Annotated in this window: 19 protein-coding genes; 7 read left to right on the top strand and 12 right to left on the bottom strand. The window is 46.0% G+C overall.

All coding sequences use genetic code 11. From position 1 onward, the window contains the following. Positions 1 to 65: 65 nt before the first annotated feature. From L4D12_RS19395 to L4D12_RS19385, 3 genes are all read left to right on the top strand, one after another. Positions 66 to 1,907: an ABC transporter ATP-binding protein gene (locus L4D12_RS19395; RefSeq protein WP_428449488.1), complete on the top strand. Its 1,842-nt coding sequence runs from the start codon at positions 66 to 68 to the stop codon at positions 1,905 to 1,907. 130 nt (positions 1,908 to 2,037) lie between these two features. Continuing rightward, positions 2,038 to 4,896: an AMP-binding protein gene (locus L4D12_RS19390; protein ID WP_428449487.1), complete on the top strand. Its 2,859-nt coding sequence runs from the start codon at positions 2,038 to 2,040 to the stop codon at positions 4,894 to 4,896. A 273-nt stretch (positions 4,897 to 5,169) separates the two neighbouring features. Then, on the top strand, positions 5,170 to 5,370 hold the full coding sequence (locus L4D12_RS19385; protein WP_428449486.1) for a hypothetical protein: 201 nt from the start codon (positions 5,170 to 5,172) through the stop codon (positions 5,368 to 5,370). 61 nt (positions 5,371 to 5,431) lie between these two features. Here the strand turns inward: L4D12_RS19385 and L4D12_RS19380 are convergent, their stop codons facing one another. After that, on the bottom strand, positions 5,432 to 5,791 hold the full coding sequence (locus tag L4D12_RS19380) for a diacylglycerol kinase (RefSeq protein ID WP_428449485.1): 360 nt from the start codon (positions 5,789 to 5,791) through the stop codon (positions 5,432 to 5,434). Positions 5,792 to 5,858: 67 nt separating this feature from the next. Beyond that, positions 5,859 to 7,526 (bottom strand): phosphoethanolamine transferase, encoded by a 1,668-nt coding sequence (locus L4D12_RS19375; protein WP_428449484.1) that lies wholly within the window; start codon positions 7,524 to 7,526, stop codon positions 5,859 to 5,861. A 273-nt stretch (positions 7,527 to 7,799) separates the two neighbouring features. On the opposite strand from L4D12_RS19375, the gene L4D12_RS19370 reads away from it, so the two are divergent. After that, complete coding sequence (locus L4D12_RS19370; protein ID WP_428449483.1) at positions 7,800 to 8,444, top strand: RpiB/LacA/LacB family sugar-phosphate isomerase; 645 nt, start codon at positions 7,800 to 7,802, stop codon at positions 8,442 to 8,444. A gap of 84 nt (positions 8,445 to 8,528) precedes the next feature. On the opposite strand, the gene L4D12_RS19365 is transcribed toward L4D12_RS19370, so the two are convergent. Continuing rightward, positions 8,529 to 9,041 (bottom strand): YgjV family protein, encoded by a 513-nt coding sequence (locus tag L4D12_RS19365; protein WP_428449482.1) that lies wholly within the window; start codon positions 9,039 to 9,041, stop codon positions 8,529 to 8,531. A 115-nt stretch (positions 9,042 to 9,156) separates the two neighbouring features. Beyond that, positions 9,157 to 9,918, bottom strand: coding sequence for a 2-dehydro-3-deoxy-D-gluconate 5-dehydrogenase KduD (kduD, locus tag L4D12_RS19360; RefSeq protein WP_428449481.1), 762 nt, complete (start codon positions 9,916 to 9,918; stop codon positions 9,157 to 9,159). A 276-nt stretch (positions 9,919 to 10,194) separates the two neighbouring features. Here kduD and kdgR point away from each other — a divergent pair, with 276 nt between their 5' ends. From kdgR to L4D12_RS19345, 3 genes are all read left to right on the top strand, one after another. Further along, entirely contained in the window at positions 10,195 to 10,980 is a 786-nt protein-coding gene (gene kdgR / locus L4D12_RS19355; protein ID WP_428449480.1) for a DNA-binding transcriptional regulator KdgR, read from the top strand. A gap of 78 nt (positions 10,981 to 11,058) precedes the next feature. Beyond that, a complete protein-coding gene (kdgK, locus tag L4D12_RS19350) occupies positions 11,059 to 11,982 on the top strand; it encodes a 2-dehydro-3-deoxygluconokinase (protein WP_428449479.1) in 924 nt (307 codons plus the stop codon). Positions 11,983 to 12,033: 51 nt separating this feature from the next. Beyond that, complete coding sequence (locus tag L4D12_RS19345; protein ID WP_428449478.1) at positions 12,034 to 12,657, top strand: bifunctional 4-hydroxy-2-oxoglutarate aldolase/2-dehydro-3-deoxy-phosphogluconate aldolase; 624 nt, start codon at positions 12,034 to 12,036, stop codon at positions 12,655 to 12,657. Positions 12,658 to 12,917: 260 nt separating this feature from the next. On the opposite strand, the gene L4D12_RS19340 is transcribed toward L4D12_RS19345, so the two are convergent. The 8 genes from L4D12_RS19340 to L4D12_RS19305 form a co-directional block, all read right to left on the bottom strand. Next, positions 12,918 to 13,496 carry a DJ-1/PfpI family protein gene (locus tag L4D12_RS19340; RefSeq protein ID WP_428449477.1) on the bottom strand — a complete coding sequence of 193 codons (579 nt, stop codon included), beginning with the start codon at positions 13,494 to 13,496 and terminating at the stop codon, positions 12,918 to 12,920. Between the two features lie 102 nt (positions 13,497 to 13,598). Further along, entirely contained in the window at positions 13,599 to 14,555 is a 957-nt protein-coding gene (locus tag L4D12_RS19335) for a sugar kinase (protein ID WP_428449476.1), read from the bottom strand. A gap of 146 nt (positions 14,556 to 14,701) precedes the next feature. Further along, positions 14,702 to 15,556 (bottom strand): tagatose bisphosphate family class II aldolase, encoded by an 855-nt coding sequence (locus tag L4D12_RS19330; RefSeq protein ID WP_428449475.1) that lies wholly within the window; start codon positions 15,554 to 15,556, stop codon positions 14,702 to 14,704. Between the two features lie 108 nt (positions 15,557 to 15,664). Then, a complete protein-coding gene (locus tag L4D12_RS19325) occupies positions 15,665 to 17,158 on the bottom strand; it encodes a DUF2264 domain-containing protein (RefSeq protein WP_428449474.1) in 1,494 nt (497 codons plus the stop codon). 57 nt (positions 17,159 to 17,215) lie between these two features. After that, on the bottom strand, positions 17,216 to 18,820 hold the full coding sequence (locus L4D12_RS19320) for a sulfatase family protein (RefSeq protein WP_428449473.1): 1,605 nt from the start codon (positions 18,818 to 18,820) through the stop codon (positions 17,216 to 17,218). A 27-nt stretch (positions 18,821 to 18,847) separates the two neighbouring features. Continuing rightward, the gene (locus tag L4D12_RS19315; RefSeq protein WP_428449472.1) at positions 18,848 to 20,116 is read right to left on the bottom strand and encodes an anaerobic sulfatase maturase; all 1,269 of its coding nucleotides are present in this window, start codon (positions 20,114 to 20,116) and stop codon (positions 18,848 to 18,850) included. 223 nt (positions 20,117 to 20,339) lie between these two features. Next, positions 20,340 to 22,154 (bottom strand): methyl-accepting chemotaxis protein, encoded by a 1,815-nt coding sequence (locus L4D12_RS19310; protein WP_428449471.1) that lies wholly within the window; start codon positions 22,152 to 22,154, stop codon positions 20,340 to 20,342. 67 nt (positions 22,155 to 22,221) lie between these two features. Next, entirely contained in the window at positions 22,222 to 25,323 is a 3,102-nt protein-coding gene (locus L4D12_RS19305) for a chondroitinase family polysaccharide lyase (RefSeq protein WP_428449470.1), read from the bottom strand. Positions 25,324 to 25,350 lie beyond the last annotated feature (27 nt).

Below are 25,350 nucleotides of genomic sequence, written 5' to 3'. Positions count from 1 at the left end.
GTCTCGACTAGGGGTAAACTAACGCAGCGTTTTCTATACCCAAGCAGAACGGGAACCTTCAACTTATGTACAAACGTTTTGAAAAGCTGACCCAGGCCTTTCCGCCTCATGAACCCGAACAGCCGCCAAACGGTTTATTCGCCTTCTGTCGATACTATACCCGCGGATTTGGACGGCCTCTTATTGCCATGTCTATCCTGAGTGGATTGATTGCGATTGTCGAAGTCTCCCTGTTTGGCTTTATGGGTCAACTCGTTGACTGGCTTTCAGCCCATAACCCTGAAACGTTCTGGGCGGATGAGGGCAGTAAAATTATTGCCATTGGCTTACTGATCGTCGTTGTCGTCCCCATTTTGATCACCCTACACTCTCTGATCATCCATCAGACCCTGCTCGGCAACTATCCGATGTCTATTCGCTGGCTGGCACACCGTTATTTGCTGCGCCAAAGTGTCTCGTTCTATCAAGATGAATTTGCCGGACGGATCGCCACTAAAGTGATGCAAACAGCCCTGTCGGTACGTGAAGCAGTCATGAAACTGCTGGATGTACTGGTGTATATCACGGTCTATTTTACCTCCATGGTGGTGATCATCGGTCAGGCCGATCCACGTCTGATGTTGCCTATGCTGTTATGGCTAGCAGCCTACATCGCTATCCAGTTTTATTACGTACCAAAACTCAAACATGTTGCCACTGAACAGGCTGATGCGCGTTCGATGATGACAGGCCGCATTGTAGACAGCTATACCAATATCTCTACGGTAAAGCTGTTTTCCCACACCAACCGTGAAACCGAATATGCCGAGCAAGGAATGGACAGCTTCATCCAGACGGTATATCGCCAAATGCGTTTGGTAACAGGCTTCAATATTTCGGTTGAAGCCATCAACTACCTACTGGTCTTCATTATTGCCGGGATGTCTATCTGGCTGTGGACCGATTCAGCCATTAGCATTGGTGCCATTACCATTGCAGTCAGTCTAGCATTGCGGATCAATGGCATGTCAAAATGGATTATGTGGGAAGTCGGCAGCCTGTTTGAAAATATCGGTACTGTCGTCGACGGCATGAAAACCCTGTCCAAGCCTATCGCGATTGAAGATAAACCCAATGCGCCGGATCTCACCGTTAATCAGGGGGGGATTGAGTTTGATAATGTCAGCTTCCACTACGGTGAAAGTAAAGGGGTAATTGACCAGCTTAACCTCAACATCAAACCCGGTGAAAAAGTGGGGCTGGTTGGCCGTTCAGGTGCGGGCAAATCAACACTGGTGAACTTATTGATGCGATTCCATGATGTGGAGTCAGGCGCAATTAAAATTGATGGGCAAACCATTTCAGATATCACACAAGACTCGCTACGCGGGCAAATCGGCATGGTGACACAGGATACCTCGCTGCTGCACCGTTCGATCCGTGAAAACATCCTTTATGGTCGCCCAGACGCAACCGAAGAGGAGATGCTGACCGCGACCAAGCAAGCCCATGCCCACGAATTTATCGAAACCTTGAACGACCCTCACGGTAACACCGGCTATGATGCCCAAGTCGGTGAACGCGGGGTGAAACTCTCTGGTGGTCAACGCCAGCGTGTGGCTATCTCGCGAGTGCTGCTGAAAGACGCGCCTATCCTGATCCTAGATGAAGCCACTTCAGCATTGGATTCTGAAGTCGAAGCCGCCATTCAGGAAAGCTTATACCAATTGATGCAAGGCAAAACCGTCATCGCTATTGCCCACCGCCTATCAACCATCGCCGCGATGGATCGCCTTATCGTGCTGGATAAAGGCCAGATTGTGGAGCAAGGCTCACACCAGCAATTATTGGCACAGAACGGCATTTACGCGCAATTGTGGGATCATCAGACTGGTGGGTTTATAGGCGAAGAGGTGAATACAAAATAAGCATAGCTACTGGTGCTATTCTCCCTCAACACAGCCCTTCCAGTTAGAGTCTGGTAGGGCTTATCCCCTGTTTTAATGACGTTAGCTACACTTTAGGGCACAAACGGAGAATAATAATAGGTCAAAGACAATGCCAGACAGCCATGACGCATCCCACACCAGCGCGACTTCAGATCCCGAAGCGGCAGCCCACCGTTTACTCGCATTAATTGACACCCTCTATCAAGAGCTTAATCATGGAGAACCATTTAACTCCCCTATCGAACTCGATACGCAACTTGAGCAAGATTTAGGATTTGACAGCCTGACAAGGGCGGAATTATTTCAGCGTACCGAGCAACAATTTGGTATTACCCTCGCGGATCATGCGCTGGGCCAAAGTGAAACCCCGCGCGATCTACTCAATGAAATTTTTCAGGCTCAGCAAGCACCGCAAAGTGTTAAACACTCGATAGGAAAAATACAACTCGAGCGTGTCAGTCACCATCCCGATCATGTGACCACCCTGCAAGCCCTGCTTGACTGGCATGCCACTCAGCACCCGGACAGGCCTCACCTCTATGTGTATCAAAACGCGACGGACATCGAAACAATCAGCTACCGCACCTTACGCGAGCGTGCCAACGCCGTCGCACAGGGCTTGATCCGCACGGGTATTGAGCCGGGCGATACTGTGGCAATCATGCTGCCTACCAGTAATGACTACTTTTACTGCTTTTTTGGCATTCTCTATGCGCGAGCTATTCCGGTACCTATCTATCCGCCAGCACGCCCTTCCCAGATTGAAGATCACCTCATGCGCCATGCCAAAATCCTGCAAAATGCGGGGGCTAAACTGATGGTCACGGTTAACGAAGCCAAGCCATTATCACGGTTATTACGGCTTCAGGTCGACACCATTCAAGGTATCACAACCGTACCCGAGCTACAGTCGACCACAACCGCATTCGACGTAGGTCAGGCACAAGCCGATGACATCGCTTTTTTGCAATATACCTCTGGCAGTACCGGAATTCCCAAAGGGGTGACATTAACCCATGCCAACCTGCTTGCGAACATCCGAGCGATGGGCAAAGCCGTCAACGCCAGTGCTGATGACGTTTTTGTTAGCTGGCTTCCGGTTTACCACGATATGGGGTTGATCGGTGCCTGGCTGGGCAGTCTGTACCATTCGATGCCTTTAGTAATCATGTCACCGCTGGTATTTCTGTCTAAACCTCAACGCTGGTTGTGGGCCATTCACCACCATAAAGGGACACTCTCCCCCGCCCCTAATTTTGCCTATGATCTTTGCGTCAACAAAATTAAAGACAGTGAACTGGAAGGACTCGATCTTAGCAGCTGGCGGCTATCATGGAATGGTGCCGAACCTATCAGCCCGCTTACCATTGCCAAATTTACCGAGCGCTTTGGGCCTTATGGCTTTCGTCCCGAAACGATGTCGCCCGTGTACGGTTTGGCGGAGTCCTCGGTTGGACTGACGTTTCCTACCCAGATTCGACCGCCTCGTATCGAATATGTCGACCGCCACACCATGATGCGTAGTGGACGAGCCATCAGCACTGAAGCAACTGGGAATACTGATGATAATAACGTGGTTATGCCACTGATCGGGCTCGGGCATGCTTTGACCGATCACCAAATCCGGATTGTTGATGGATTAGGCCAAGAATTGCCAGAACGGCAAGAAGGCGAACTCGAATTCAAAGGCCCTTCCGCCACCCAAGGTTACTATCACGAACCAGAAAAAACCACGGCGCTATTCCACGATGACTGGCTCAAAACCGGCGATCGCGGCCTGACCATAGATGGTGAACTTTTTCTGACCGGACGCATTAAAGACATCATTATCAAAGCTGGAAGGAATATCTATCCCCAAGAGCTGGAATCGGCAATTAGCCAGATCAGCGGGATCCGCAAAGGCTGTGTTGCAGCCTTTGCGTGTGACAATCCTCTATCAGGCACTGAACAATTCATCGTACTCGCCGAATCAAAAATCACCCTTGAGACGGAACAGCAACAACTCAAAAGCCAAATCCAAACCTTGTCGGTGAATCTGCTTGGCGTGCCTGCCGACGATGTGGTGATCTGTCCGCCCCATACTGTACCCAAAACATCCAGCGGTAAAATTCGCCGATCTGCCTGCCGAACCTTATATGAAGAGCATCGCCTTAACACACCACAGCGAGCGGTCTGGATACAAACCCTGAGACTGACTCTTGCAGGTCTAAAACCAACAGCTAACCGCTTGCTGCGACTCGCTATCGATTTCTTGTGGGCCAGCTATATGTGGCTGGCAATGATCACACTGACCATCCCAGTCTGGTGCTTAGTCGCACTGCTACCCAGTAAACACGCTTGCTGGGCGGTCACCCGGGCTGGCGCAAAGGCGTTAATATGGTTGACGGGGATCCGTTTTACCATTGAAGGCAAACATAACCTCCCTCAAAATGGGGAATCCTGCATTATTGTTGCTAACCATGCTAGCTATTTAGATGGTCTGGTATTGGCTGCCGCCACGGGTATAGACCACCAATTTGTAGCCAAAGCAGAATTAAAGCAGCAATGGTTTAGCCGTATTTTTCTCTCCAAAATTGGTAGTCATTTTGTTGAACGTTTCGATACTGAAAAAAGCCTTGATGATAGCCAGCAGCTGGTAGCCCATGCAATAAGTAAACAGCCACTAACCCTATTTCCGGAAGGAACGTTATACCGCATGGCAGGCATACACGACTTCCATCTTGGCGCATTCCAGATTGCCAGCCAAAATAACCTTCCGGTGATCCCTATCACCCTGCATGGCACTCGATCTATCCTGCGTAACCGTTCTCTGTTCCCTCGACGTGGTGAGATCAGTGTCTATATTGATCCTGCCATCCCCCCTGTAGGTACTGGTTGGGACGCGGCAATAGCACTGCGAGACCATGCCAGAGCCACTATTTTACGGCGCAGTGGTGAGCCCGATCTCGCCAAAGACAGGTCACGCTAATGTCTCCAAAAAGTATCACCAACGGAGACTGATAAGCAATACAAGCGGCTTACTCTATATTCTGCAGGATTATTAACTGTCTTTGAGTATTCATGATCCACATCAACAAATAGATAACAATCTCGCCATTGATATAGTCATGGATTAATAACAATGATATTACAAAGCCTGTGATTTATTTCCCTGATGTTTGGGCAGAATTCTTGCCAGTAGTAGAGGAAATAGTAAGAGCACCGCTGACAAGGGGTCAGTGGCTTTATAAGGAGTGTTAGAATGTTGTGCCCAGATTGCAAGCAAGCAATGGTTAAAACCAAAGATAACGAAAATCATTGTGTTGATATCAACTGCCCGCCAACACGGACGCAGTGCCCTGAATGCCAATCAGACAATACTCATGTCGTCACAAAAAGCATTAGCGATGCTGAGGTCGTCTGTAAAGACTGTGACGCACACTGGACGATTTCTCGAAGCTAATAAAAAAAAGCCACGACAATGAATAACACTGTCGTGGCTTACAATTCCATCGTACCGCAGATTAACCCAGCAAGATAACCGCCCAGGTCAAGCCGGTTAGGATCATTGTTACCATCACCGCTGCCGAACCAATATCTTTCGCTCGACCAGATAATTCATGGTGTTCCGAACCAATACGATCAACAACCGCCTCAACCGCTGAATTCAATAACTCAACGATCATCACCAAAATGATACTGCCGACCATCGCCAGTTGTTCATACTTCGTCACGGGTAAAAAAAACGTTATGATTGTCGCAATCACCAACAATACCGTTTCCTGACGAAATGCCGCCTCATTGATCCATGCTGCTTTCAAGCCTTTGATCGAATAACGCGTTGCATCGATGATGCGTTGTATACCTGTTGCTCCGGGTTTCATGTCACTCTCTTTGCATGTGATACCCGCTTGCTTATCCAAGCAGGTATTAGATTCAAAACGTCGCCAATTAACGTACTAACGTAGTCTGCTGTGTATTCAATTCCGTAGATGGTTGACGACACTGGGCAAGCATATCAAGTTGTTGATTATATTCAACCGTGCTGACATCCATCATCCCCAGCACCGAATGGAACAAATTATCATGTGACAATTCGCCATTTTGTGCCAGTTGCGCCATACAATCCATGTTCAGCTGTTGATGTTGCTCGAACGCAGGCGAAAACCAGCTGATCATCGGAATGTGTGTTTGTTGCACAGGAGCTATGGCATAAGGCATACCATGCAGATAAATCCCATTCTCTCCCAATGATTCACCGTGATCTGACATATACAGCATTGATGTATTATCATCATTCTGCTGTTTTAACACATCAACAACCTGACTCAATACATAATCAGTATAAAGTAAGGTGTTATCGTAAGTATTCACTAACGATTCTGATGAGCAGTTCTGGATTTCACTGGTCGCGCATACAGGCTTGAAGACTTCAAAGGCTTTAGGATAGCGCTGGTAATAGGTTGGACCGTGGCTTCCCATAAGATGAAGAACAATCACCGTATCTCCCTTAGCTTGCGCCAATTGCTGCTTTAATTCGCCAATCAAGACTTCATCGTAGCACATGCCATCAGGACACAAGGTTTTATCCTTACCGCCCTGTGTGCTTATTGTCGTGACACGATCAGAAGCCCCTTTACTGCCGCTGTTATTGTCTAGCCACACCACATTAATACCCGCATGGGTAAGTACATCAAGCAGCCCTTCTTGACGACGCGCCTTCGAGGCACTGTAGTTATCGCGGGTCATGTTCGAAAACATGCAAGGCACTGATACGGCGGTTGCCGTGCCACACGAAGAGACATTCTGGAAACTCAGTACCTTTTCGGCTGAAAGGTAAGGGTTAGTATTGCGCGGATAACCATCTAGAGCATAATCTTGCGCCCGTGCTGTTTCACCGACCACCAGCACCAGCACATTCGGCTTGCTCTTACCGGCAGCAAGCGGTGCAGCATTGGTATCAATCGCATCCGTACCGATACGAGTAAAAGGTAAATTCGCCTCATACAATCGGTTCTTCATCACTCGGTAACCCGCACTGACATAGTTAGTCGGGTTAATCATCGACTTAATTTCACTATTGTTACGCAGCAGGGAGGCATAATCTTTGTAATATAATGAGGCGATACCCACAACCACCAATAGCGATACCAGAATGCTGACGCCTTTCCCGGCCAGTAATCGACGTTTTGAGGGATTAAACACAACCTCTATTCTGGTCATCAGCAATAATGGAACGACAGCCAGAAAAAAGAACCAAAGCACCAATGCCATCGATAAATAGCTGGTCGCTTCATGGGTATCGGTTTCAACCATATTGACCATCATGCCGTAGTCAAACACTACGCCATATTGGTACATGCCGAACGTTACCCCGGTTGAAGCAAATACAAAAAAAGGAATAATGAACTTGTAGAATCTAGGCCAAACAAAAAGGGTAAAGACAACATTCATCAGCATCAATATAAACACAGGGATCGTGCGTATAAAGCCCCAGTTTAAGGTGTGTTGATGACCAAAAAGCTCAATGAGATGTTGCCAAAGTGCAAGATTTTGAAAAACGGTGAAATACAATGCCACCACAAAGGTGAATCCGAGACTATTTAAGCGAAACTTCATATCTGTGCCCTATACCGTGCATCTTGATTATTACATTCAATTTTTTCAAATCGGGCATTCTATGGAATCCACAATAATATTGTTGTCATCTATTGTATTCCGGCAGCATGAAGCACATACAAAGCACGACGATTGATAATTAATTGTTACCAAACCTCTAATCAACACGCTTTTGCATCATTAAAGAATCGACATTTTTATTTTTTTGAAAAGCCTTTTCATTTTGAAATCTCTTCACTATACTGGCGTCATTAACGAAGGAGAGAAGTTTCTATGAAAATCGCACTTATGATGGAAAATAGTCAGGCCAACAAGAATGCTGTCATTCTTAATGAGCTAAATTCTGTCGTTTCTGAGCTAAACTACCCTGTCTACAATGTGGGCATGAATGATGAAAATGATCATCATCTGACTTATATTCACCTAGGCATCATGGCTAGCATTCTTATCAATTCAAAAGCGGTTGATTTTGTCGTGACAGGTTGTGGTACCGGCCAAGGTGCAATGATGTCTCTGAACATTCATCCTGGTGTGGTTTGTGGTTACTGTTTAGATCCATCTGATGCATTCCTATTCAACCAAATCAACAATGGCAATGCGCTATCTCTTGCGTTTGCAAAAGGTTATGGTTGGGGTGCAGAGCTGAATGTTCGTTATATTTTCGAAAAAGCATTTACGACTGGCGAACGCGGCCAGGGCTACCCGCTTGAGCGTGCAGAACCTCAACAACGTAACGCGGGTATTCTAAACGCAGTAAAAGCTGCAGTAGTGAAAGAAAACTATCTTGATACGCTAAAAGCCATTGACCCAGAGCTAATCAAAACAGCCGTCAGCGGCGAGCGTTTCCAACAGTGCTTCTTTGATAACTGCCAAGATGATGAAATCAAAGCATTTGTCGCATCAGTATTAGAAGCCTAATAGAACCACACATTGATAAAAAAGCTGCCAATGGCAGCTTTTTTTAACACTGTACTTTTAACATTAATAATGGATAACGCTAATCTAATGAGGAGTTTGAATAACCAGCGGCGAACGAGACAAACGGTATATAGTAATGATATTGACGGTTAGCAATGTCGATTCAAGTAATATCCCGCCCCATGATCCCACCACGATATTATTAATTAACCAGACTGTTGCCCCAACTAAAAAAGCCAACCGCATTTTGATACCATTCAGGCAGAACATCGCATAAGTACCAATCGACGTTCCAATGATCGGTAATAGGTCTACCAGCTGTTCAGCTATATTCAACCCAATAACAATATTGCAGGCAATAAAACAGTACGCTAATCGCTTAGATTTATATTTGATCGATAAGCCAGAACGACAAGCCGATAACATGGCACTAACGGCAGATGTCACTGCACCTAACAGTAAATAATGCACCATATGATTCAGGTTAAACACCACCATCATCAGCTTCAATCTTCTATCGTTTTTCTGGTAGAAGGTTGAAATTCCCAGTACGAAACTCACCAACCCTAACCCTTGAGCGAAAGAAATATCCATCATTTTCTCTATCATCCCCTTCGGTTACCCACCCAGCGATATCATTCCAACAACACCATAACCATAAACGCAAAAAAGCGGCTGTACACTACGTACAGCCGCTTTTTTATTTCAACAATTAGCGAGCTAGCCAGCCGCCGTCAACTGCAATGGTGTAACCATTGATATACGCAGCGGCATCAGAAGCCAAGAACACACAAGGACCAGCCAAGTCAGCAGGATCACCCCAACGGTCTGCAGGAATACGCTCAAGAATAGCAGCGTTACGCTCCTCATCAGCACGTAGTTGCGCGGTGTTGTTTGTCGCCATGTAACCCGGTGCAATCGCATTAACATTAATATTATGCTTCGCCCACTCGTTAGCCATCAGACGGGTAACACCCATTACGCCACTTTTCGATGCAGTGTAAGAAGGCACGCGGATCCCGCCTTGATAGGAAAGCATTGATGCGATGTTAATGATCTTACCGCCATTGCCTTGAGACATGAATTGCTTAGCCACAGCCTGAGACATAAAGAATACAGATTTAATATTGAGATTCATCACGTCATCCCAATCCTGCTCAGAAAAATCGATCGCATCGTTACGGCGAATAATACCTGCATTGTTTACAAGAATATCGATCTTACCAAAACGCGATACGGCTTGATCAACAATGCTGTTGATATCATCTGTTTTCATCAGGTTAGCGCGAATATCTAAAAACTGACGACCCGTTGCTGCAATTTTCTCGATAGTTTCAGTTGGCTCAACAATGTTAACCCCAACAATATCACAGCCAGCCTGTGCCAAACCCAGTGCCATGCCCTGACCCAAACCAGTATCACAGCCTGTTACGATGGCTACTTTGCCTTCAAGATTAAATGAATTAAGAATCATGATATTTCCTCAATGTCAGGCTTAAGCTAAACCGCATAAACCCAAATAGTGTTGTCTACCCCGTTAATGCGACTGACTATACCATCTCAAAAAAACATATCAAGTTTTTTGAAAAGCCGTTTCATTTTAAATTATTAATTTTGATTAATCTCACAAAGCACTTTCGCTTACGAGCTGATTCAAATTTTTTGAAAAAGCCTTTCAGAAAAATAGGCACAGAAAAAGTAAGACCGTATACTGATCCCCATTATGTAAACAAACAGAAGGTACATCCTGATGGAGTCCTCAAAACAGCCCGAAGCCGTCTCTTCCGTAATGAAAGTGTTTGGCATACTCCAAGCGCTAGGTGAACAAAAAGAAATTGGCATTACTGAGTTATCTCAGCGACTAATGATGTCCAAAAGTACGGTTTACCGCTTTCTCCAAACCATGAAGACGCTGGGATATGTTTCACAAGAAGGCGAGGCTGATAAGTACGCGCTCACATTAAAACTGTTTGAGCTAGGAGCGGCATCACTGGAACATGTTGACCTGATTGATCTCTGTGATAAAGAGATGCAGAAAATATCGCAACAAACCAATGAAGCCTTGCATTTAGGGGCGTTGGATGAAAATGCCATTATCTATATTCATAAAATAGATTCCGGCTATAACCTGCGTATGCAATCTCGGATTGGCCGCCGTAACCCACTCTACAGCACGGCTATCGGTAAAGTTCTGCTGGCTTACCGTGATGAAGACTTTGTCCGTGAAGCGCTTAATGACGTTGAATTCATCAAACACACTGATAAAACGCTAGAAAATATTGAGCAATTACTGAGTGAGCTGAAAGACGTTAAAATAAACGCTTACGCTGAAGATAACGAAGAGCAAGAACCCGGCTTACGCTGTTTAGCAGCCCCTGTTTTTGACCGTTTTGGTAATGTGATCGCAGGGCTATCAATCTCTCTGCCCACAATACGCTTTGATGAAAAACGTAAATCTTACTATGTTGACTTACTTCAAAATGCCAGTCGCACAGTTTCTGAACGATTAGGATTTCATCATTACCCACACAAATAGAAACGCTATTTCATTTTTGTTGACTTAGTTGTTCCTATTTATGAAAATGCCCTCATAGACTTTTATGAGGGTTTTTTTATGGCTTCAAAACGTATCGCGGTCATTGGCGAGTGTATGGTTGAATTGCAACGCCAAGGAGCACACATCAAACAAAGCTTTGGTGGCGACACACTCAATACAGCACTCTACCTTTCTCGATTAACGCACAGCCATGAGATCGAAACCGCATATATCACAGGCTTAGGTGTTGATAGCTTTAGCCAAGACATGCTGGCGGCTTGGCAACAAGAACACATTAATACCCAGTTTGTTTTTCTCTCTAAAGACAAAAACCCGGGCTTGTACCTGATTGAAACCGATGATAGCGGAGAGAGAACCTTCCATTACTGGCGCAATGATTCGGCAGCTCGCTATTGGCTGGATGAGCTAGAGCTGGACAGTTTTGCTCAGACCCTGAGCCAGTTTGATATGATTTACCTCAGTGGTATCAGCCTTGCTATTTTGCCGCACCATGCGCGTGAAAAGCTGTTTGCGGCGCTTGAGATCGCCAAAGCATCAGGATGCCAGATTGTTTTTGATAACAACTACCGCCCACGCCTGTGGAGCAATCAAGAAGAAACCCGCACCAGCTATCAGCGCATTCTCTCGCTCACCGATATTGCACTGCTCACGTTTGATGATGAGCTCATGCTGTATGGCGATCACACCGTTGAAACCTGTATTGCTCGCACACAAACCTTAGGGGTTAGTGAGATAGTGATCAAACGCGGTGCTGATGCCTGCCTCATCATTACCGCCCAAGAACAATTAACCGTACCTGCAACACTTGTTAGCCATGTTGTTGATACCACAGCCGCAGGTGATTCCTTCAGTGCCGGCTATCTGGCGAAACGTCTGACCGGTGGTAGCCCTGAACAAGCGGCCTACAATGCACACACACTGGCAAGTACGGTTATCCAGCATCAGGGGGCCATTATTCCCCTCGCTTCAATGCCAAATTAAATGCCAGACTGGCTGCTAACTGAATACGTTTATTTATCGAGGACTGACACAATGAACACGTTAAAATCACGCATGAGTGCAATGAAAGTAATCCCTGTGATTGCTATTAAAGATGCCAACAAAGCAGCAAAACTAGCACAAGTACTATCTGAAAATGGCCTGCCGTGCGCGGAAGTCACATTCCGTACAGAAGCTGCTGCGCAAGCTATTCGCAATATGCGTGAAGCCTTCCCTGACATGCTAATTGGTGCAGGAACGGTACTTACTACAAAACAAGTGGATGAAGCCATTGATGCCGGCGTGGATTTCGTTGTTAGCCCTGGCTTTAACCCAACAACAGTTAAATATTGCCAACAGCGTGATATGCCAATTGTTCCTGGCGTCAACAACCCAAGCCTTGTCGAACAAGCAATGGAAATGGGCCTGAATACGCTGAAGTTTTTCCCAGCAGAACCTTCAGGCGGCGTGGATATGCTAAAAGCACTGTCTGCCGTTTACCCTGTTAGCTTCATGCCAACAGGCGGTGTAAGTCCAGCCAATGTGAACGATTACCTTGCGCTTAACTCTGTATTTGCCTGTGGCGGCACCTGGATGGTCCCAGGTAACCTCGTTGACGAAGAGCGCTGGGATGAGCTAGCAGAGCTTGTTAAAAATGTCGCGAATATTGTTGGCTAAATAAGCCGAAATAATTAAACAATAAAAAGCAGCGAATCACTCGCTGCTTTTTTTATTTAAAATAAACATCAGTAACTTTTTTATACCAATATTAATAAATTATTGGCCAAATGTTTTCCTTGGGTACCGACGAAAAAAAGCCCCAAGGCTGGGTTCAGCATTGGGGCAAAAGGGTACTTAGGGAATTAATACCCGACAACTAGACAACATTGCTTACAATAAAGCTCAGAATAACACTCAGAAAAGGAATGGATATAAACTTACACTAATGGCCAGTGATCAAAATAAATATGATTCGCTTGCCAGTCGACTTTCTCTTGATTATCAGCCAACAACATTTTGGCGACTGTGAATGAGAACTCAAAGCTCACCCCAAGTCCTCGACCGGTAATAAAATTATCGGTCACAACCACTTTCTGCTGCACGTATTTACCATCATCAAATTTTTCAGCCAGTTTATCGCCCGTGGTATATTCACGGCCTTGCAGCAGGTTATGTGCAGCTAATACTTTGGCACCAGAAGAACACAAAGCACAGATAAATTTGTTTTGATCAATATGACGCTTAAGAAAATCAACTACCATTGGATTCGCTGACAGATTATCCGTCCCTTTCGGGCCACCCGGCATCATCACCGCATCATAGGTATGATCATAACGATTTTTTAGCGTATCATCCGCAGTAATACGGGTTTCAAAATACGTATTTAGTGCGGTCGTTTCCATGCAAGACAACACGTCAACTTTAATATCTAGACGACGCATAATATCGATAAAGACAACCGCTTCGCCTTCTTCAAAACCGTCTGCTAGCAGGACAGCTACATGCTTTTCATTCATTTGGCCTCCTAGGCACTTATTCTTTATTGCGCTTCATGAATATGAATCGCCATATTTAATATTCCATGACCAACCTTCCGCGGTTCATCAATATAGCGAATATCAAATGTTCATTAATTCTGTAATATAACGCGTCTGGCCCTGAGGAATGATCGCGCCTTTGTGCTGAATAACCTGAGCAGCAAGTTTATTGCCCCAGTGGCAACAATCGCTCATAACCATGTCCTTTGACCAAGCCGCAAGGAAACCGGCATTGAATGCATCACCTGCCGCCGTCGTATCGACCACGTTATCAACCTTATTCCCACGAGCAATGCCATTTTGACCATAGTCGGACCACATTGCCCCGTCACTGCCCAGTTTCACAACAACTTGCATGACCCCCATCGAATGCAACCGCTTTGCTATAATGCTTGCTGGCGAATCTTTCATTCCCAACAAAAGATCTTCATCTTCAGCGGTTACCAGTGCGATATCACATAATTGATACAGCTTACCTAACCATTCACAGGCATCAGAGGCGTTACGCCATAAGCGCGGACGATAATTGGAATCTACCGCAATACGTACCCCGTGCTCCTTTTTTAGCTGCTCTAAAATCACGAGCAAGGAACGCTTATCCTGATCCGGCAAAATTGCCAGGGAAATACCAGAAAGATAAATAAGATCAAACGATTTTAACGCTTCGACAATATTCACAAACTCAGGGTGCTGACACCATTCCTTTGCCGCCGATTCATTTCGCCAATAATGAAAACTACGCTCACCTTGCGGATCAATTTCAATGGCATACATACCCGGTAATTTATTAGCAAATTGCACCGTTAACGATGTATCAATACCTTCTTTCTGCCAAGCAGCGAGCATATTCTGACTATAAACATCCAGCCCTAACCCGGTCACATAATAAGGAGCCAGTCCCGGCATTAAACGGGATAAATAGAGTGCAGTATTTAATGTATCACCACCAAAATGCTGTTCTTGAGTCGAGAAGGGTTTACCACTTAACTCAATCATGCACTCACCAATAATGGCGATTTTCTTTTGCTTACACTTCAAGGGCGAAACCATCGCTTTGCTATCCATTTCATTTGTTATCAATTACGCATACAGAAAATGGCTACACCGTGCTTGTAGTGGGGGGAACATCACGGCTGTAGCCAGGCGCAATAACACAGAGGGTGTGCTTGCAATTTCTTTTCCGATTACAGCTTACCTGCGCTACCACATACTGTAATTTTTTCCATCACAACTTTCTTCATAGCTTCTTTGCCAGGAATAATATAATGACGTGGATCATTGGCTTTCGGATTTTCAATAAAGTATTGCTTAACCGCATCTGAGAATGCGATTTTTAGCTCAGTCGCAACGTTCACCTTGGTGATACCCAGTTCAATACAGCGACGTACATCTTCATCAGGTACACCCGATGCACCATGCAGTACCAAAGGCACATCAGTTTTGCTGCGAATGATACCCAGACGGTCAAAGTCTAGCTTCGGTTCTTCTTTGTACATGCCGTGAGCCGTACCAATGGCAATCGCCAGTGAATCAATGCCCGTTTTCGTTACAAATTCCAAAGCCGCATCAGGATCGGTATACAATGCATCTTTCGCATCAACAATCAGATCATCTTCCTGACCACCAAGACGACCTAGTTCAGCTTCAACAGAACAGTCCCAACGGTGACAGAACTCAACCACCTGCTTAACCAATTCAATATTGTTCTCAAACGTTAGATGAGAACCATCGATCATGGCTGATTTGATCCCTGCTTCAATCTTATTGCGGATATCACCAAATGACTCATGGTGATCAAGATGAAGAGCGATTGGCATCTTGTAACGCTTCGCAGCTTCCTTACAGATCCCGACTAGATAATCTGTACCAGCATAAGAGAAGGTACCAGGCGTACCAGCAAGAATAACAGGCGACTGCATTTCCGCAGCAGTATCAACGATGACTTGAACCGTCTCCAAATTATGGATATTGAAAGCCGGAACCGCATAGCCACCTAACTGTGCTTTGTGGAGCATTTCACGTGAAGAAACCAGAAACATATTAAAAAACCTCAACCCTTCGTTAGCTTTCGTTTATGATATTCGAAAACAAAAGAAAAATAACAGATCTGGATCACATAAACACTTTCGAATCGAAAGCATTTAAAACTAAAAGAAATGCGACATCTTCGAGCTATAACAGGTTATTCCCTTACGCAATAAGTTGTTTTTGGGTCTTTCTGCGCGTCCTGTTATCATTTCTTGTACTTTTTTCGCTAATGATTGCCTTTCAAGGCGGCGAGTTAGTGGTGATTGCTCCTGGGTATACTCAGATTGAAAGATAACGACAACCTCTTTCGTTTTGAAAGTCCCGATCACACTGGCTTCTATTGCCGGTACCGTAAATGAAAAGTCACCTTTTTCAATTTCCAGCAAGTTTTCTTCAGCTTGCCATAAACCCATACGCTCACCGCAGAACAACGCAATATTGAGCGCGCGTAATGACCAGAAACTACTCGCTGGGCCGCTATAATTATCAATCAATCGCGGATCGTCATCGAACACACCCTGAGTCGGAGCGCCGTGCTTCAACGCACCATGTGTGATGAAGTACTCCAAACTGGTTCGGAAGGCACGCTTGACTTCTCCCAGTGACAAGCCGTCAGTCACCCCTTTCGAATGATTAAGATCTGCTGTCGCCAATAAAGGGGCTGATGCCGCCAGACGATAACACGCACTGCGGCCAAATAACGGTAACCCTACTGGCGTAAAGAAGTAACGGAAGCAATCGGAAAATACCTGTAAGCTGGTATGAATAAATTCAGGATCAAAATCAGGATCAATCTGATCTAACCAGTACAGCGAATAAAAGAAGCCCCATGCATTGTAATAATCATAATTTCCTTTTGCGCCATCGCGGAACCAGCCATCACCGACATAGAACTCTTTAGTGCGTGCATAACGCGCATGTTCAACATGATCCTCACCTGTCAGTGCTTTTACCACCAGCTGAACCGTTAATGGAAACAAATGCCAGTTATTATCCACAGTCTGGCAATGGTTGACCTGATTAAACCAGTCGATGATCTGCTGCTGCTGACTGCCATTGAAAGTGGCCCATACGGTGTCACGGCTTAACCATAGCGCTAATGCTAAATCCGCACTTTCACAAATCCGCTGATCATAATCGTGTAACACGCCCCAATAGCCAGGATGAGCAGGATCCGTCCCAGCCAAAAATGCCTTTCGCAACCATTGGGCAATATCCATCGGTTTGCCATTCAAGCCATCAAGGACCGTTCGTTTTCCCTGCTGCTGATGAAGCCAAGCAGCCAGCGTCGGGATCACTCGGCTACAGCCTTCCATCGCATCGGTTCGGGCACTTTGTTGGCTTGGGCGTCCTGGGTAATACGCATGGCTGTAATCCCAAACAGCATAGTGTTCAAACGCTTCAGCGACATAACGCACTAAGCTTTCACATTCTTTCTCTAGATCGCCACCATTCGCAAATTGCGCCTGAATGTGCGCATCATGACGGGTGTAAGGGGCTTTGCGATGGCGCAGCCGGATCAGGTTTTCCTTCATCAGTTTCAGGTACATCTCACCCGTTGGGTGCTCATAAGCAATAAACGGGCGTTCCGTTGCTGTAATTTCTTTTTGCATGATGTGTTGTCCATAGAAAAGGGCCTCAACGAGGCCCCAAATAATTACAAAATGTTTTTATTGTGCAGATTTAGTTAGAATTTGGTAGCGATCCTGCCCCCAACCGATAGGCGCTGGCTTCGTTTTGATCCAGTCATAGAACGCTGCTTTCATTTCTTTAACTTTTTCCGGGTATTTAGCCGCTAAGTTAATTGACTGGGCCGGATCTTGAGCATAATTGTATAGTTCAAACTCTTGCTTGCCGTCATCATAGTAGTGCAATGACCATTGCTGATCTTTAATTGCCCACTCCCCTTTAGACAACTTCTCAATGTGCTTACTTGGAATGAATTGTTGCTCTTCGAAGTTGATCCACTTCCAGTAGTGGTTCCAGAAATCAGCATTGCTTGAGTCATAATGCAGTGCACGCGGGCCCGCCCAGTACAAATACTGGTGAGGTTGCTGCTTCTCGCCTTGCATAACCGGCAAAATATCTTTGCCATCGACCTTCATCTCAGCAGGGATAGTGATACCCGCGGCCGCCAACGCAGTCGGTAAAATATCCATTGCTGAAATCAGCGTATCATTTTGAGTATTCTCAGGCAGTACACCTTTCCAGTGCGCAATAAACGGGACATGTACACCACCGCGGTAGCGCTGACCTTTAAACGCACGATCCATACCATTCATCGGCATCGGTGATTCCTGCACCGCACCGTTGTCGGATAGGAAGAAAATCAGGGTATTTTCGTACTCACCCATTGCTTTCAATTTAGCAATGATTTGACCGATCCCTTCATCTGAAGCATTGACATGCGCATAGTATTTGTCGACTTCAACATTGCCCGTATCAAAGCGATCCATGTACTTCGCCGGAGCTGGCTGCTCAAGTGGAATATGCGGAACACTGTAAGCTAAGTTAATGAAAAATGGCTTATCTTGCTTATTAGCTTGATCAATGAACTGCAGCGCTTCATTTGTCAGGTTATGGGTAATAAAGCCCGGTGCAGGCACATTCTCACCATTACGGAAAATGGCTGGCGAGTTATACAGCGCCGCCCCTGATGCAAAATAGCTATACGCGTAATCAAAGCCACGCTCTTCTGGCCCATAACCCGGCTCAGGTGCTGAAATTTGATTATCGTGATAGTCACGGGTCTGGATGCTTTCGTCGATGAATGCCTTGCTTACCTTGGCATTGTGGTACTTACCGATGTTAGCGGTCGCATAACCATTTTCATTCATCAATGCAGGTAACAGTTTGACATCAAGTGGCACACCAAAATGTGCGTCATCATTACTGTAAATACCAAAGCTGTGCGGGAAACGACCTGTCAGCATGCCAGCACGAGATGGACCACAAACTGGAGTCGCGACATAAGCGTTGGTCATCCGCACGCCTTCATTGGCGAGCTGGGTAATGTTAGGCATTGAGCGCTTGGCGGCATCGTAAAGCTTGTTAAAGTCACCCTCATAACGCTCAGGAGACGGGCGTTCAGCCAAGGCTTTTTTGTCGATATTCTCGAGTGCAAAATCAAGCTGTGCGGTACCCAGATCATCCATGACAATCAACAGGACATTAGGTTTTACCTGCTCACTTGCCATCGACACGACAGGTGCGACAGCGCATGCTGCGGCCACTAACCCTGCCAATACCGTCTTCTTATTCGAGGACAGTTTCATTGTTCACTCCTTGGTTTAAATATTACTTTATTGTTGTGTGTAAATTGTCGCCATTGCCGGCATAACGTTGGCTGCAATACCGCCGCGACGTATTTCCTGCACCATGTGGTGCATCGCTGGGGCGGTGTGCTTGAAAATTTGCTTATAGGACGCGCACAGATAATTCTGACGATGCTTCTCACCTGCCACGGGAATAATTCGGTGTTTAGGGCAACCACCGTGACATAATCCATACACGTCACACTGCTGACATTGATCAGTCAGGCGGGAAGACTTAGCATTGCCAAAACGTTGCTGCTGTTTGCTGGTTGCCAGCTTGACAATATCGGTCTGAGTAATATTGCCCAGTTTATTCGCGGGATAGACATAATGATCGCAGGAATACACATCCCCGTTTGCTTCAATAACCATCGCCTGACCACAGTTTTTAGCCTGTACACATACCGACGCCGGGTAACCCATCCACGTGGCTAAAATGCTGTCAAACATCCGGACATAAATACGGCCAATGTCGTTTTTCACCCATTCATTGAAAATCTCGGTCATGAACTGACCGTAACCATGGGCAGGGACAGAAAACGGGGTTAATGATGCATCTGCGGTTGGCGAATAATGCCCGGTTGTACTTTGCTGGCATTGCGCTTCAACTTCAACAATAGGAATAAACTGCAGGTGCTCTGAGCCCAGATTTTTCAATGCTTGATAGGTTTCTTTTGCCTTATTCCAGTTCTGATCATTAATAACGGTCAGCGTATTAAACTCAACCTTGTATTCCTTCAATAAAGCAATCGCATGCTTCACACGCTCAAATGTTGGTTTGCCATTGACCGAAATACGGTATTTATCATGCACCTCTGCAGCACCATCGACCGACACCCCAATAAGGAAGTTATTCTCCGCAAAAAACTGCGCCCATTGGCGGTTAATCGCTACGGCGTTTGTCTGGAAGCTGTTGGTGATCGTTTTACCATTTGCATACTGCTTCTGGTACTTAACGGCATTGCGGTAGAAATCCAGCCCCGCAAGAGTGGGTTCGCCGCCCTGCCAAGCAAAATCAATATCGTCACTAGGCTGAGAACGGATATAGTCACGCACATAGCGCTTGAGCATGGCATCAGACATTTGATCTTGGCTACTTGCGGCTTTAACTTCTGCAGTTTTCGCCGTCGATGATGACGGCTGCATCATCTGCTCTTTTTCCAGATAAAAGCAGTAATCACATTTTAGATTACAGCGATAGCTGGCTGGCTTCGCCATCATATGGAAGCGGGCTTGATGCGAACGAGACGTAGCCATAATTCAACTCCGGCATAAATACATGCACAATAACAAAAAGAAAGTAAACGAAAGGAATATACGACAAAACCACGTTGCACGAAACGGTCAAGATCACACTACGGCACAAAAAGAAAGCAAAAGACAACCAATGGGCAATAAACGAAAACTAGAACGCTGACGTTGCAAATCCAGGCTGCCGGCACCGTGAGTAAACACAGTGCCGACACACCGACTTAGTCAATCAAAGCAATGAGGACGACAAGTGAAAACGCGCCATATGCTGGGTGATCTCATCCTTACACTGGGTAAGCTGATTTGCTGTTTGGGCCAACTGGCTGGCTGTATCAGCAGAATGGCGAGAAACCTCAACAATGACCGTCATGCTCACATCCAATGACTGGGTTGTAGTATGCTGCTCGGCCAGGGCCTGCGATAAATTCAGTGACTGAGCGACAACATTATTGACATGATCCGACACTTGCTGAAGATGATGACCAATCTCATTGACTTGCTGACAAGTAGACATCGCCGACTGCTGACTTTCAGCCATCACAGTCACCGCTTGGCTGGCGTGGTGGTTGAGTGATTCAATCATTGTTTTGATTTCATGCGTTGAAGACTGGGTTCTCTGAGCTAATAAACGCACTTCATCCGCGACAACGGCAAATCCACGCCCTTGCTCGCCGGCTCGCGCTGCTTCAATGGCCGCATTCAAGGCCAATAGATTTGTCTGTTCGGAAATTTGGTTAATCACATCCAGCACAGAACCGATATTCCCGGCCCCTTCAGCTAATTGTTTCACCACCGAAACCGCACCAGAAACCGTTGTTTCAAGTTGCTGCATATCATTAATGGCAACTTGGGTCACTTGGGTACAATTACCAATCAAATCTAAGCTGCTTTCTGAACTGGACGCAACTTCTTTGACGCTGTTCTGAATCTCAGACATGGTCGCTGTCATCTGGCTCATTGCTGCTGCAATCAACTCGGATTCTGCTGCCTGCTTATTCGCACCGGCATGATTTTCATCAGCAATTCGCGACATATCGAGTGTTTCTGTGTTTAATATTCCCGCGGTTTGATTGATATCCTCGACCATGTGGCGCAAGGAAATCGTCATCTGATTGATAGCCATTGATAAGCTTGCCAGCTCATCATTGCCATCGGTGACCAGTTGCTGGTCGAGATCACCTTTCGCCAATTGCTCAACCGCCGCGATGATTTTTCTGATCGGCAGTGTTACCGAGCGTGTCAGAACTAAGCCAATCAAGAAACAGATCGCTAACGCAGCACAACACACGGCAATACTGATATAGAAGCTAATCTGCTTATCCTTCGCCATCTGCTTTTCAACATTCGCCAGGATAAACTTTGCACTGTCACGCACTTCCGTTGCGGCGGCTAGCATGGATGCACGGCTTTGTACTGATGCCTGAATCTGAATTGACATCTGATCGAAATACGAACGATAGTCTTTTATCAGATCGTCAGAATTAAGCGTATTCCATGTCGTCAGTACGCGTAACCACTGTTCTAGATGCTCAGGGTCCAACGATAATTCACTCTGACTCCGCAACTGCTGCAATTTTGATAACAGCAGTAGACTCGCATCATCAGCATAACGTTGAGCCCAGCGGGTTTCGACATCCAGCAATTGCTTATTTAATTGCTGAACGGTAGCAATTTGCTGATTAAATACATCGAAATCCTCACCATAAGCGACACTCGACAGCTCAAATTGCTTAACTAAAGGACGATTTTCGTTCGAGTTAAATAGACCGCTGGATTGCTTAAAGTTATCTAAATTAACCTTATGCCATTTTTTAAATCGTTCTGCATAAATGGGGTCTCGCGTATTTAAATAATTATTTTCTAACACCTGCAAACCAAAGACTTCTCGCACACCGATATTGGCTGCATTTAATTGCTGAATCCCATTATCGATAACATTCCTAGCACGTAACCCTTCCGCAAACACGACAACCATTAAAAAAATAATTACGGCAAAACCTGCCCCTAACCGTTTGCCAAAACTAAACTGATTCAGTTTCATCATTCATCCCTTAACTAACAAAAAAAGCCGGATAAATTCACTTTATCCGGCTATGTATATTTCTATACATTTATTGCGTTTTTTGTAACGTCACTTCCTGAGGCATACCGAAATAAATCTCAAAGATCAGTTCAGTGGTATTGGCACCTGCCGTCACCGTCACTTTCTCATTAGGCACTGAAGCCTTCCATGCCCCTTGCAGAGTCACAGAGATCGTTGTCGGCTTCGCTTCGGTATAGCGCGTCATATTGAGATCTGGCGTCACACCCGAGATCTGCAGCTGACCATCCGCCAATTCACGTGTCATCACGATGGATGGCTGCGCTAATTTGCTCACCACGCCGTTATCAAGGCTAACACTGTCAAATGCGGCATAACCCGTCACGCCAGTCTTATTGTCGTGAATAACGTGAACGCTGCTGTCATCTTTGACTATCTGGTAAGGTTTTTCGCCATCCGCCTGATAAGATGCCGCTAGCAATGCCATTTTCTCAGGTGTCGCATCCAACATCAGCAAGTACTCATAACCCGCCTCTTTCGGTGCAGTACCGTGATCAATCCAAGCGACTGAGAAATTACCTTCCGTTGACTTACGTGATTTATCATTTGCCGAGGTTTGATGCTGACGACGGACTTCAACCGAAACATCACTGGTGATCAGATAACCATTTCCGTGACCATCGATGAGCCAATCCCCCTCACCCAACTGAGCCTGATATGGCTGCTGCGTGATCTGCTCTCCATTGATCCACAAGGAAGCGGCCTTAGGCGTAATACCATGCTGGAACAAGGTTGTTTCGGTCTGATTTTCATCCATCGAACTGCTGATATCACTGCCCAACATCACGATACGATCAGCCACCGAGAAAGTGGATTTTCGCGCAGTAAAGCTGCTGTCAAATTTTGGCATTGATGGCGCGTGGAACTTAAATGCAAACATACCAAACTGATCATCCAACGATGACGCACCACTGAATGGCTGATCACCACGTAACATCAGAGTATGAGAGTTAGGGCTATCAAGCTGTTCTAACGGCAAATGGATGGTTGTAGTCCCCGGATTACGGTTCCAGTCCCAGCCGTCTTGATTAAAGCCGATCTTGGATTGCTTACCAAATGGAACAACCTGCACCGCACCGTGACTCTGGTAGCGGCCATAACGGTTATCACGGTAATAAATTTCCGATGACCAAACGTTACTGTTGTACGCCTTCATGGTAACCATGTTGTCATGGAAACGGTGAATACCAAACGCACCGCCATTAAATGCCCAGTAACCTTGGGGCAACGCAGCGGGTGTAATCGCTTCACCAAATAGCGTGACAGAATCGGCTACTGATTTACCTGTGATCTGCAGATAAGCCGCCGCCAGTTCCTTATCGACCTTGTCACCGGTTTCCGGATTACCCGTCAATGCCATCCAGCGGTATGACTCATCAAGATGTGTCACAGCGGGTGGATTAAATGGATGACGGCCAGACAAGCCCAATCCCACTTCTGGATTACTATAAACCCAAGCGGATAGCATGGCCTTTTTCAGCGCTGATCGACCTTCACTACTGACGCTAAATGGTGTGCCATCTAGCATGTATACCAGCTGGGCTGCATTGTTGAAGGCTGGGAATGAGTAGCCCGGGTAGTTACCTTCATGACGCCAAGCCGTACCGTCTGGACGCAACCCATCGTAGCCACCCGGAGGTGTTTGCGATAACGCGATATTGATATAGCTGCCAAACTTCTTCAGCAGAGCAATACGACGGTCAATATTCGGCTCAAGCATCAGCAGCGCTAAATGCTGGCGAGAAAGCGTGTTGAAGTAATCCAAATCCGAGCTTTGTGGTCCTGCAACCATATCAAAGTTGGCTTTAAATTCACGCGAATACCACAACAGAGCATCAAATACAGGCTGACGCAACTCGGCCTCTGTCAGTACATCTGACATCAACATCGCGGAGATATACCACCAGCGAGAGCTGTAGCCCCAGTGGTGAGTAGTTACTAATGAGCTGCCATCAACAAAACCCTGATCAAGAATATGCTGTGTCATTAACACATACATATCTGCCAGTTCTTGCTTCACGGCTTGATCGTCCGTGGCATTCCAGAAACGGCCGATATTAAACAAAATATTAGAGTATTCAGATAAGGTGACATAGTCTGCAAACAATGCCTTATCTTCAGCCTTCATAAATTCTGGTTGATACAGAATTTTTTGCTTGCCGGTAATAATATGACGACCAGACAACACACCATTCTCATCGCGTGCAATACGCAGTGACTGGAATTGATCACGTAAGGTGTCTAGATTATTGAATGTCTGTACCCCTTTCAGGCGCTGGGCTTCAACAAACACATCAACCAATGAGTCGCGAATGTTGTCAGCGGCACTGATTTCAACGTCAGTTGCTACAGGTAGCTGCTTAGACAAACCAAAATCAATTTCAGGGATGTCATAACGTGTCTTAACCTGATCATCAGACCATTGGTAACGGGCATCATCGACTGAAATCATGACTCGGTCGATATAGAAGGTACCTTTTTCAACACTTGACGGTGCAGTAAAACGGATACTGTCCATATCACCGCGTGGACCACCAGGCATGCTATTCATCCCCTGACCTTCGCCAGATGCATTGTCTGTGATCCCTAAACCTTCTACTTCGCGACCTTCAATATCATTTTGCAACGACACACCAATAGCTCGCCATCCGGTGAAGTTCATATACACATTAAAGCCGGCATCAGCACTGGATGAGCCTTTCAAACCGCGACCTAAATCAACAACCATATAGTCATCAACTGGCGTTTCATTGTAGATCCAGAATGACAACACTTGTGTCGCAGCACGACCCCACGCCTTTCTGCCTTCCATATCAGTCACTTGCTGAATAGGCTGACGAATGATCATGGTACTATTTGGCGTCCAGTCCCATTTCAGAGACTGTTGTCCTAACACATACCGTGCTTTAGTAAACGACAATGATGAGCCGTCACTGGCTTCAATATAATCGGGAACCGTTTCTTCAGTCATCGCGATAATTTGTGACTGCATCACGGGTATAGCAGCAGGCATTTCCACCGATTGAGTACGAGACATACCTGAACAGGCTGTTAGCCCAAGGACGGTCGAGATAACCAGCGATAGCCGCCCTAATTTATGGAGTGAATTCATTGCGTAGCCTTTATCAATAATCAGCAA

The organism is Photobacterium nomapromontoriensis, from assembly GCF_050336815.1.
Lineage (GTDB): Bacteria > Pseudomonadota > Gammaproteobacteria > Enterobacterales > Vibrionaceae > Photobacterium > Photobacterium nomapromontoriensis.
The sequence above is the reverse complement of the archived record's forward strand: the minus strand, read 5'-3'. Positions and strand labels throughout refer to the sequence as shown.